Origin of the sequence: Rugosimonospora africana (assembly GCF_016862975.1) — a bacterium.
In the GTDB taxonomy this organism is placed as follows: Bacteria; Actinomycetota; Actinomycetes; order Mycobacteriales; family Micromonosporaceae; genus Rugosimonospora; species Rugosimonospora africana.
Window position 1 is genome coordinate 1 of sequence record NZ_BONZ01000138.1, and the last position, 12,011, is coordinate 12,011.

A 12,011-nucleotide genomic window follows, 5' to 3' on the forward strand; every position below is an offset into this window, starting at 1 on the left:
GGCCGATGTGGTGTTGTAGTTGACGCGTTCCTGCCGCAGCGTCCACGCCTCGGTGCGAGCCGCGAGGGCCAGGTTGTAGACCTTCCGGACACAGCCGAACGTCCGGGCAAGCTGATCGGCCTGCGCGTCGGTCGGGTAGAAGCGGTACTTGAACGCCCGCTTCACCGTCCTGGCCACGGCCCACACGCTAGCAGGATCGTGTGTGAACCATGCGGACGCCCGCGGGTAGACGCCTGTCCGCCTTGGCGGCGGATCAGCTATCCCGGCCCTGCTCCGCAAGCGTTCCGTCTCCTCCCCGGCCTGAAGGCCGGAGTATCCACGGAAGGAATCCGATGACCCGTGTGTCCCGCCGCGCCGGCGTGCTGATCGTGGCGCTGTCCGCGGCGCTCGTCGCGAGCCTGCTGGACGTACCGACGATCGCCGCCGCGTCCCCCGGCTTCCACCTGCCCGCGCTCCAGAAGGAGCGTTCGGTGTCCGGCAGTGCCGTGGCCCCGGACAAGACCCGTCCGAGCAGCCAGTCCGACCAGCACCCGTGGTCCGGGTCGCCGGCCGTGACCTGGCCGGCTGCCGGCAGCGCGCAGGTCGCGGTGCCGGCCGCGGGCGCCGCGCCGGCCCGCGCCGGCACGCTGCCGGTCCGGGTCGCCCGGGCCAAGCCCGCCGCGGGTGCGGCGGCGCCGGCCGCCGCGGGTACGCCGGGGCGCCTTGCGGTCACGGTTGCCGACCGCGCCACCACGCAGCGCGCTGGGGTGACCGGCGTGCTGCTGTCGGTCGCCCGTGACGATGGCGCGACCGGCGTCGGCCGTACGAGCCTCCAGCTGGACTACTCCGGCTTCCGGGGCGCGTACGGTGCGGACTGGGGCTCACGGCTGCGCCTGGTGCGGCTGCCCGCGTGCGCGATGAGCATGCCGGACGCCCCCGAGTGCCGGACCGAGACGCCGGTGCCCACCACGAACGACACGGTCACTTCGACGCTGTCCGCCGACGTGGACGTCGCCGGTGACGCCGGGGCCGGGGCGACGGTGCTGGCCGCGACCGCGGCGCCGGCAGGCTCGGCGGGCAGCTACTCGGCGACCTCGCTGGCCCCGTCCGGGCACTGGGCGGAGGGCGGCGATTCGGGCGCGTTCACCTGGTCCTACGACATCGACACGCCGCCGGTACCGGGCGACCTGGAACCGGACATCAGCCTGGACTACTCGTCGGCGTCAGTGGACGGGCGCACCGCGGTCACCAACAACCAGCCGTCGTGGATCGGTGAGGGCTGGGACTACGACCCGGGCTACATCGAGCGGCAGTACGCCTCCTGCACCGATGACATGGGTACCGGTGCCAACAACACCGTCAAGACCGGCGACCTGTGCTGGAAGACCGACAACGCCACGATGCAGCTGGGCGGCAAGTCCACCACCCTGGTCAAGGACGACACCACCGGGGTCTGGCGGCTGGCCGACGACGACGGTTCCCGGGTGGAGCACCTCAACGGCACCTCGACCGACACCGCCAACGGCGACAACGACAACGAGTACTGGCGGGTCACCACTGACGACGGCACGCAGTACTGGTTCGGCAAGAACCGGCTGCCTGGCTGGACCACCGGAAAGACCGAGACCGCGTCCACCGACACCGTGCCGGTGTTCGGCAACCACAGCGGTGAGCCGTGCCACGCCAGCACGTTCGCCGCCTCTTCCTGCGACCAGGCGTGGCGCTGGCAGCTGGACTACGTCGTCGACCCGCACGGCGACGCGATGGCCTTCTTCTACACCAAGGAGACCAACGCGTACGCGAAGAACAACGCGACCACGGCGACCGCGAGCTACGTACGCGCCGGGTACCTGACCACCATCGAGTACGGTCACCGGGCCGGCCAGGTGTACGCCGCGCAGGCACCGGCGAAGGTGAGCTTCGGGGTGAGCGAGCGCTGCCTGGCCACCTGCACCACCTTCGACACCGCGCACGCGGCGAACTGGCCGGACACCCCGTTCGACCAGTCCTGCACGCTGAACGCCAAGTGCCTGAACACCGGCCCGACGTTCTGGAGCCGCAAGCGCCTGACCTCGATCGCCACCCAGGTGCTGGTCGGCACCGCGTACTCCAATGTGGACTCCTGGGCGCTGACCCAGCAGTTCCCCGGTACCGGCGACAACACCAGCCCGTCGCTGTGGCTGTCCACCATCACCCGCACCGGCCAGGCCGGTACCGCCCTGGCCATGCCGAAGGTGGACTTCGGCGGCACGGCGAAGGACAACCGGATCGACTCGGACGAGGGCCGCCCGCCGCTGCACAAGTACCGGATCACCCGGGTCAGCAACGAGACGGGCGCGGACACCCTGGTCACCTACCGCGATCCGGACTGCACGTACACCACGCTGCCGGACCAGGGCACCAACACCACGGCATGCTTCCCCATGTGGTGGACGCCGGACGGGTACAGCGCGCCGGTACAGGACTGGTTTCTGCGGTACCCGGTGAAGCAGGTGGTCGTGCACGACAATGTCGCCGGCTCCGGCTCCGCCGACCAGGTGAGCTCCTACGAGTATGGCGGGGCCGCGTGGCGCCGGGACGACTCGGAGTTCACCCTCGACAAGCACCGCGGCTGGAACGTCTTCCGCGGCTTCGCCACGGTACGGGTGCGGGAGGGCGCCAGCGCGGCCTCGATGACCGACACCAGCTACTTCCGCGGCATGGACGGCGACATCCTGCCGGACGGCAGTACCCGGCACGTGACCGTCGCCGACTCCGAGGGCAACGCGGTCACCGACGCCGACGCGCTGGCCGGGATGGAACGCGAGTCCATCACGTACACCGGGGACGGCGGCAGCGTCGACTCCGCGACGGTCACCGACCCGTGGCTGTCCGATCCCACCGCCACCCACGCCCGCACTGGCCTGCCGGCGCTGGTCGCCCGGTTCGTCGACGAGGCGGCGACCCGCACGCGCGAACTGGTCAGCACCACCACCGGTACGGCCTGGCGGCGCACCGTCGAGCAGCACACCTACAACTCCGACGGGCTGGAGCTTACCGACGAGGACCAGGGCGACACCGCGGTCACCGGCGATGAGACGTGTGAACGGACGACGTACACCGCCCGGGACACCACCAACTGGCAGCTGTCCTACGTCGCGGACGACCAGACCGTGGCCGGCACCTGTGCGGTGACTCCGTCGTCGGCGAACATCCGCTCCGAGGACCGGACCTACTACGACAGCCAGGCACTGGGCGTGGCGCCGAAGGCCGGCCAGGCGCACGAGACGAGGTCGGAGACGCTGAACCGCTTCTCCGGTACCACGCCGGTCTACGTCGCCACCACGACCAGCTACGACGTCTACGACCGCGAGGTCTCCAGCACCGACGAGGTCAACGACACCACGACCACCGCGTACACCCCGGCCACCGGCGCCGCCCCGACCAGCCGGACGGTGACCGACCCGATGGGCCGGGCGACCACCGAAACGCTCAACACCCGGGGGCAGACCACCGTTTCCACCGACGCCAACGGGCGGGTGACCTACTCCGACTTCGACGCGCTGGGCCGCCAGACCGCGGTGTGGCTGCCCGGTCGGGCGAAGACGCTGAGCGCGAGCGAGACCTACTCGTACTCGATGCCCAGGACGGCGCCGACCGTCGTCACTACGAACACGTTGCAGGACAACGGCTCGTACCACACCAGCCTGACCATCTACGACGGGCAGTTGCGGGAGCGGCAGACCCAGACCGCGGCGCACGGCGGCGGCCGGGTCATCCAGGACACCTTCTACGATTCGCACGGCCGGGACTGGAAGACCAACGCCGAGTACTGGAACTCGGCCGCCCCGACCGGCACCCTGTTCGGCGCCGCTGACACCGATGTGCCGGCGCAGACCGTGTCGACCTACGACGGCGAGGACCGGGTCACCCTCTCGACGCTGCTGTCGCACGGTGTCGAGCAGTGGCACACCACCACCTCGTACGGCGGCAACTGGACGGCGACCATCCCGCCGGCCGGCGGCACCCCCACGCTGAGCATCACCGACGCCTCCGACAACACGGTCGAGCTGCGCCAGTTCTCCAGCGGTACGCCCAGCTTCACCGCGCCGGCCAGTACCTACGACGACACCCAGTACACCTATGACAACGACGGGAACCTGACGCAGGTCGTCGACCCCGCCGGCAACACCTGGCGCTACGGCTACGACCTGCAGGGCCAGCAGACCAGCGCGTCGGACCCCGACTCCGGCACCAGCACCACGACCTACGACGACGCCGGGCGCACGACCGGCACCACCGACAGCCGGGGCACGACGCTCGCCTACACCTACGACAAGCTGGACCGCAAGACCACCGAGCGGCAGGGTACGAGCACCGGCACGAAACTGGCCGAGTGGACGTACGACACCGTCGCCGGCGGGCTCGGCATGCCGGCCAGCACCATCCGCTACGCCCCGGACGGCAGCGCGTACACGACCGCGGTCACCGGGTACGACGCGGCGGGCCGGCAGAGCGGCAGCTCGGTCACGGTCCCGTCAGTGTCCGGCGAGCAGGCGCTGGCCGGCACGTACACGATGGGTTACACGTACACCCTGACCGGGCTGCTGGACACGACGACCTACCCGGCGGTGGCCGGGCTGCCCGCCGAGACGGTCAAGCACACGTACACCAGTGACGGGCTTCCCTCCACTGTGGACAACGGGCAGACCACGTTCCTCAACGGGACGCAGTACTCGCCGTACGGCGAGCCGACCGAGGTGGACCTGGGGACCACCGGCAACCTGATGGTGCGCACCCTCACGTACGACGACGCCACCCGCCGGTTGGCCACGGTCACCGACAACCGCCAGCGCACCGCGCCCCAGACGCTGGACAAGCACACCTACACCTACGACCCGGCGGGCAACGTCACCGGGATCAGAGACGATCGCAACGACGCCACCTCCGTGGACGACCAGTGCTTCCGGTACGACTTCCAGCGGCGGCTGACCGACGCGTGGACGACCACGGGAGCCTGCGCGGCCGGGCCGAGCACCACGACCGTGGGCGGCGCGGCACCGTACTGGCAGAGCTTCACCTATGACGCGGCCGGCAACCGGCACACCGAGGTGCGCCACGCCACCACCGGCGGCGGCGACGTGACGCGCACCTACCACTACCCCAACGCGGGGCAGCCCCAGCCGCACACCCTGACCTCGGTGGTCAGCACCGGCGGGACCTCCCGTACCGACACCTACGGTTACGATCCGGCCGGCGACACGACCAGTCGGGTCACCACGGCCGGCAACCAGACGCTGGAGTGGGACGCCGAGGGGCGCCTCGCCAAGTCCACCGTCGCCGGCGCCTCGACCAGTTTCCTCTACGATGTGGACGGCGACCGGCTGCTGCGCCGCGACCCGACCAGCACCACTCTGTACGTCGGCGACGACCAGATCACGCTGAACCGCGGTACCGGCGTGCTGTCCGGCATCCGCCAGTACGACGTGCCCGACGCCACCGTGGAACGCTCGTCGACCGGTACGCTCAGCTACCTGCTGGCCGACGACCACGGCACCAACGAACTCGACGTCGACGCGGCCACGTTGACCTACACCCGCCGGGACACGACACCGTTCGGCGGCAGCCGCGGCACGATCCCGACGAGTTGGCCGGACGACCAGGGCTTCGTCGGCGGTACGGCCGACGCCACGACCGGCCTGACCGAACTCGGCGCCCGCGACTACGACCCGGACATCGGCCGGTTCGTCTCGGTCGACCCGGTGCTGGACGCGACCGATCCCCAGCAGATCAACGGGTACACGTACAGCAACAGCAACCCCATCACGTTCAGCGACGCGGACGGCAACCGGCTGGCGCCGGATCTGGCCTCGTACTGCTACTACCACAACAACTGCAAGAGCAAGAAGGACCACGCCTACTACGTCAAGCGCAAGAAGGCGGAGGACACGAGCTTCCGCAAGTACTGGAGCTGGTGCACCTCACACCAGCGCGCCTGCAACAACCTGGGCAAGAAGACCACGCACAAGCCGGCTCCGAAGAAGAAGGCGAAGGCCAAGAAGAAGAGCGGCTGCCACGGCTTCTTCGGCTGCGTCGCGCACGGCCTGAAGAAGGCGGGCCACGTCGTCAAGAAGGGGGCCAGCTGGGTCAACAAGAACCGGACCGCGCTGTTGAGTGCGTGCGCGCTCGTACCCGGGGTCGATGTGGCCTGCGGTGTCGGGGCCGCGTTCAGCGGAGCCTACGACGCCTACAAGGACTTCAGGAGCGGGAACTATCTGTCCGGGGCGCTCGACATCGCGGGCGTCGTGCCCGGTGTCGCGTCGCTGAAGGCCGGCCGGGTGGCCGCCCGCAGCGCGGCCAAAGCCGACCGCCTGCTGGCCAAGCGGCCGCCGCGGTGGATCTTCCCGAAGACCCGGGCCGCCCGGCGGGCCGACAAGGTCGCGGGCTACATCAGGAAGGAAATCACCGCCACGAACCGCGGGACCAACGCGAACAACCTGGGTTTGTTCGCAACGGTCAACTACGCCCAGGCCGGCATCGTGCGTGACCACACCGGGTGGGGCTGGATGTAGGGCTCACGCGAGCTGACTCGGCGGAGGCAGGGAACCGTCCTTTGCCTCCGCCGAGCCGACCTCGTCGAACATCGCCTGGGCGCGCTGCCAGCACGATCGCGCCGAACGCGACGACCCGCGGTGCTGCTGGATCTGGCCGAGCGTGACCAGGGTCCGCGCGGCCTCCAGCCGCTGGCCGGAGCGGCGTTGCGCGCGCAGCGCCCGCTGGGCGTGGATCAGGGCACGATCGAGGTCGCCGAGTCCCAGGCATGCCGCGCCCAGGGCGTGGTGCGCCTGGGCGATCTGGATGCGGTACGGGTACCGCTCGGACAGCGCCAGCATCCGTTCGGCGCACGCGTACGCTTCCCGGTACCGGTGCTGTCTGGCGTAGCCGGCCGACAGGACGAACATCCCCTCGACCGGGCCGCGCTGGTGGTCGGTGCCGTCGGAGCCGGCCAGGGCGGCCTCCAGCCGTGTCACCGCCTCGTTCACCCGGCCGCGCCGCAGGTCGACGCGTGCCAGACCGTTGACGCCGAAGCCTTCCAGCCGCGCGTCACCGATCCGCCCGGCCAGTTCCAGGCCGGCCGTGTAGGAGGCCAGCGCCTCGTCGTAGCGACCGGCGTCGCAGTGCACCGTACCGACGATCATCACCGACGTGGTCTCCTGGTGGTGCGAGCCCACCTCCCGGGCCACCGCGAGCGAGCGCTCCGCGACCGCCAACGCCTCGTCCAGGCTGCCCTGCGCGTGCCGCAACAAGCCGAGGTTCGACAGGGCGATCGCCTGCCCGTGCCGGTGCCCGGTCTCGACCAGCAGCGGCCAGGCCAGTTCGTGGTACCGGATCGCCTCGGCCAGGTCACCGCATTCGTAGAACTGGGCGGCGAGATTGCCCAGGGTGATCGCCTCACTGGTCCGGTCACCGATCTCCCGGTCGATGGCCAGCGACTCGATCAGCCGGTCGGCCGCGGCCCGGGACTGCCCCAGGTAATGCAGCGCTCCGCCGAGCGCGCGCAGCGTCATCGCCTCGCCGGGGCGCCAGTTCGCCCGGCGGTGCAGCGCCAGCGCCCGCTCACCGGCCTCCACCGTCGTCCGGAACTCCGCGCGCAACCAGCTCACCTGCCCGACCAGGTGCCACATCGCGCCCTCGCCGGCCGGGTCGCCGGCCCGCTGCGCGGCGGCCAACCCGGTCTCCGCCACGGTCTGCAGTTCGGGCATCGACCCGCCGAGCCGCATGATCGGGCGCAGCCCGTCGGCGAGGTGCCACACCAACGGGTCAGGGCCGTGGGCGGCGGCGTGACCGAACGCGGCCATCAGGTTGTCCCACTCGTCGGACAGCCAGGTGCGGGCATCGGTCACGCCCGCGAACGTCGTCGGGCGTACGCCCGGTGGAAGGGGCGGCCGGGGCAGCCGCCCGGTCGCCCCGAACACCGACGCGGCCGCGTTGTCGACGGTGTGCAGGTAGTACGCCATCAGCCGGCCAATGGCCGCGTCCCGTTCACCGGCCGGATCCTGTCCGCCGAGTTCGGTCGCGTAGTCGCGCAGCAGATCGTGGCAGGCGAAGCGGTCCCCGCGACCGGTCACCAGGTGCACCCGGGCCAGCGTGTCCCGCAACCGTTCGGCCTGCCCGGCGTCGACCGCGGCCAGTGCCGAGGCGCCGGCCAGGCTCAGGCCGGCCGGTGCCGGTACGAGACCGAGCAGCCGGAACATCCGTCGCGCCAGTGCCGGCAGGGTCCGGTACGACAGGTCGAACGCCGCCCGGACGTTGGCCCGCTGATCGCCGTCGAGCCGCAGCCCGGCCAGGCGACCGTGGGCCAACAGCTCGTCGGCGTGGCGCCGCATGCTGTGATCGGGCTGGTCGGCCAGCCGGGCACCGGCGATGCGCAGGGCCAGCGGCAGGTACCCGCACAGCCGGGCCAGTTCGGCCGCCGCCTCCGCGTCGCGGTCGTGCCGATCGGTACCGGCGGTCCCGGTCAGCATGTCGACCGCGTCATGCGGGGACAGCACGTCCAGCGCCAGCCGGCGCGCCCCGTCCAGCGCGACCAGGCCGGACAGCCGGTCCCGGCTGGTGAGCACGACCAGGCAGTCGGGGCTGCCGGGCAGCAGCGGCCGGACCTGGTCGGCTTCGGCCGCGTTGTCGAGGACCAGCAGCATCCTGCGGTCGGCCGCGACCGAGCGGTACAGCAGGACCTGCTCGTCGACGGACAGCGGGATGTCCCCGGCCGGTACGCCCAGGGCACGCAGCAACAGCGGCAGGGCGTCGCTGGGCACCATCGGCGCGGCGGGGTCGAAGCCCCGCAGGTCGAGGAAGAGCTGACCGTCCGGAAACCGCGCCGTCGACCGGTGCGCCCAGTGCACCACCAGTGCCGTCTTGCCCACGCCGGCGGCTCCGACGACCAGGACCAGACGGGTACCGGCCGCAGCGAGCTGGTCCAGCGACTCCAGTTGGGCACGCCGGCCCACCAACTGCCCGCTCTCGGCCGGCAATTGGCGGGACGGCCCGACGGGCGACGGCCGTGCCGGCGGCAGCGCGCGCCATTCGAGCGCCGGGTCGGCCATCAGCACCTGCTGGTGCAGCCGCTGGAGTTCCGGGGTCGGTTCGAGCCCCGACTCCTCGACGAGCGCCGCGCGCAGCGACCGGTAGACCTCCAGCGACTCGCTGCGCCGGCCGCACCGGTACAGCGCGACCATGAGCTGCGCGTGCGGCCGTTCCCGGCTCGGGTGGTCGGCGACCACGGCGCGCAGCTCGGCGACCAGTTCCCGGTGCCGCCCCGCGGCCAGCATCGCCTCGGCGTGCTCCTCGACGACTCCCCGCCGCATCTCCTCCAGCCGGACCGCCTCGGTGAGCAGGAACGGGCCGCTGGTACCGCCGAGCGCGGCGCCGCTCCACGAGGCGAGGGCATCCTCGTACAGGCCGGCCGCGACGGCCACCCGACCGGCGGCCGACGCCTGCCGGGCCTCGTCGACCCGGTGCACGAAGGTGTCGAGGTCCAGTTGGCCCGGCCCGATCCGCAGCAGGTACCCGCGCGACCCGGTCACGATCAGCTGCGGCCCGGCCGCGGCGCACGCCCGGCGCAACTCCGATACCAGCGTGCGGACCCGCACGTCGACGGCGTGCGGCAGCGGCGGCTCCCACAGCGCGCCGGGCAACCGCTCCGCGCGTACCGGGCGGTTCGCGCTGAGCAGCAGCATCGCGAGCAGCGAGCGCTGTTTGCTGTTGAGGGGCACCGGTGCGCCGCCGATCCTCACCTCGACCGTACCCAGGATCCGGAACTCGACGGCCTGGTCCTGCCCGGCTTCGACCATGCTCGTACCCCCGTTGGAACAGCGGCGCGCGACGATACAGCTTATCGGCGACCGTCGACGGGAGACAGGGCATCGCCCCGCGGCGTGACCTACGACCCGGTCACCCGGTTACCGAACTCTTTGGTGGACATCCGCCCGTAGAACGCGCACCTCAGGCCGGCACGGTCTGTGCGGCTGATGAGGGTGTTGGCTGGGTGGGCGTCGCCGGCGTCTCTGATTGCTTCCCGGGAGTACGGTCGGCAGCGATTCGGCCGACGTCTGCGTCCCTGATCGGTCGTCATGCGGATCGGTCAGCCACTGGCGGACGTCTTCGGCCATCGGATGCGTGCCGGGCGGCCAAAAGCTTCGAGATCCTGGGGCCGTTGCGGGTGGCGGCGGGCGGTACTCCGTTACGTCTGTCTCAAAGTCGTGTTGGCCGACTCATCTGACAGCGCCCTTCCCGGGCGTCCTTGCCACCGCACCCGTGGGGCGGGGTGGTGGGGTTCCTCCGTCACTGGGGCCGGTTTCACCCAGGCGGAGGCAGAGGTCTACCTCCGGCACACGCGCTTCACCGAGCCGATCAGTTTGGGGTGGGGCGTCGAGCCGAAGGCTGAACACGGCCCCGCGGCCCCATCGTGCACCGCGCGTGCGCAACGCATCCTGCGTGGCGTACGTGTCAGGCGGGCTGTCGCACCGCCGTCCCAAGAGCATTGTCGATCACGTACCGCCAGAGTCCATCTGCGCCGCGGCGCGCGACATCGCTTGCCGAGCCTCCGAGGTGCACGTGTTCGCCGTCGGGACCTGTGCCATCGATTGACCAGTCCAAAACGATCTGGGCGATGTCGCCGGCAACGAACACATGGCGCGCCTTGGCCTCCAGCGGCAGGCCGTACTTGAGATCGCGCTCGAGTAGGGCAGCGATCTCAGCATGATCAGTGACGGTACGCCCGTCTTTCGCGATCATCACGGCGTCCGGCTCGTACAGGGCCATCATGGCGCTGACCTCGCCGGAATTGAATCGCTCAACCAGCGACGCGACGACGCCTTCGGGTTCAGTGGGAAGGGAGAAGGACTCGGACATCGCGGTATCCCTGTTCGTTCTGTTGAGCTGCTATGCCTCCCACGATAGCCCGAGTGATGACCTAGCTGGACGAGAATCCGCTGAGCCGAGCAGGAAGCCACTCGGTTGCGATACCGCGCTCGTTGCCTACGCTCAGGCGGTGTCGACCGCGATCGGGTCCAGCAGGACCAGGTTGCCCCGCGGAATGGGTAACACTCGTTACCGGTCTTGCCCAGCCATCAGCGCATCCGCCGCCGTCACGAGTGCGGCGCCAAGTAGCACGCTGTCCTTCACCAGGAACTGTCCGACAAGAGACGGGCTGAAGACTCCCTCGCCCTCCTGCCGAGCGCCAGGCGTTGTGAGGAGAAAACTGAGCGTAGATAAGAACATCCCCACCGCTGCGAAACTCCCAGCCGCCGAGGCCCTGGGCGCAAGCGGTTTCGCGGCGACCAGCGATCCGATCGTCAATTCCGTGACGCCGATGAGTCGTGCAAGGTTCTCCGGACCCAGCCGCCGGCGTAGCGGAGACAGCAGTGGACTCGACGTGACCAGCGGCTCGATATTTTCCACCTCGTACCGTTTGAACTTCAATGCGCCGATCCACATGAGGTTCGCCACCAGCGCTGAGCGCAGGATTGTGAATCCCGCTGATGACAGGCTGCCGGCTTGTCTACCCACGCTTCGCATGAGCCGCTCCAAGGTTGCTGGGTCAAGCCGCCTCGTTACCCCGTTCGGTGCCGGCGCATGCGTACGCCGTCGCCGAAGTCTTTTGATTGGCTGAGCTTGGGATCTGGGTGCAACTGTTTCTCATCACCCATCATCGCCATCGTTGAGCTGACCGCGTGGGTCGCCGTGACCGGCGTGCAGCGTCATGGGCCGGCCGCGGACCCAGACGCTATCGGAGTGGATGGCGTCCCACCCTTCGGGTAGCGCGATGGTCCGTTGGAACCACGTCGACGGACTACCGTCGATCAAGTGCAGCCCGGTTAGCCCATACAGACAACTGGTCAGGAAGCCGCCCAGGTTGCCGGTGAATGGACCCGCGCGCGGGTGGTCGGGGAACACGGTCGGGCTGTACTCCAGGGTGATCGTGTAGGGGTCGACGATGAATTGCCCGTACCCCTGCTCGAACAGATCTAGTGCCCTGACTCGGTCGCCGAGAC

General features: G+C 70.3%; 6 protein-coding genes. 1 reads left to right on the top strand and 5 read right to left on the bottom strand.

Features of this window, described 5'->3' with window-relative positions; translation table 11 throughout:
- On the bottom strand, positions 1-186 hold a 186-nt coding region (locus tag Raf01_RS51185), incomplete at its 3' end, for a helix-turn-helix domain-containing protein (RefSeq protein WP_373319799.1).
- A gap of 146 nt (positions 187-332) precedes the next feature.
- Between Raf01_RS51185 and Raf01_RS48210 the strand changes: the two genes are divergently transcribed.
- Positions 333-6,530: an RHS repeat domain-containing protein gene (locus Raf01_RS48210; RefSeq protein ID WP_203924915.1), complete on the top strand. Its 6,198-nt coding sequence runs from the start codon at positions 333-335 to the stop codon at positions 6,528-6,530.
- Positions 6,531-6,533: 3 nt separating this feature from the next.
- Here Raf01_RS48210 and Raf01_RS48215 read toward each other — a convergent pair whose 3' ends face one another.
- The 4 genes from Raf01_RS48215 to Raf01_RS48230 all read right to left on the bottom strand — a co-directional run.
- Positions 6,534-9,809: an AfsR/SARP family transcriptional regulator gene (locus Raf01_RS48215; protein ID WP_203924916.1), complete on the bottom strand. Its 3,276-nt coding sequence runs from the start codon at positions 9,807-9,809 to the stop codon at positions 6,534-6,536.
- Positions 9,810-10,464: 655 nt separating this feature from the next.
- Positions 10,465-10,869 carry a YybH family protein gene (locus tag Raf01_RS48220; protein WP_203924917.1) on the bottom strand — a complete coding sequence of 135 codons (405 nt, stop codon included), beginning with the start codon at positions 10,867-10,869 and terminating at the stop codon, positions 10,465-10,467.
- A 198-nt stretch (positions 10,870-11,067) separates the two neighbouring features.
- Positions 11,068-11,535 carry a YkgB family protein gene (locus Raf01_RS48225; RefSeq protein WP_203924918.1) on the bottom strand — a complete coding sequence of 156 codons (468 nt, stop codon included), beginning with the start codon at positions 11,533-11,535 and terminating at the stop codon, positions 11,068-11,070.
- 123 nt (positions 11,536-11,658) lie between these two features.
- Positions 11,659-12,011 (bottom strand): hypothetical protein (locus Raf01_RS48230; RefSeq protein ID WP_203924919.1); only part of this gene is annotated, 353 nt, incomplete at its 5' end.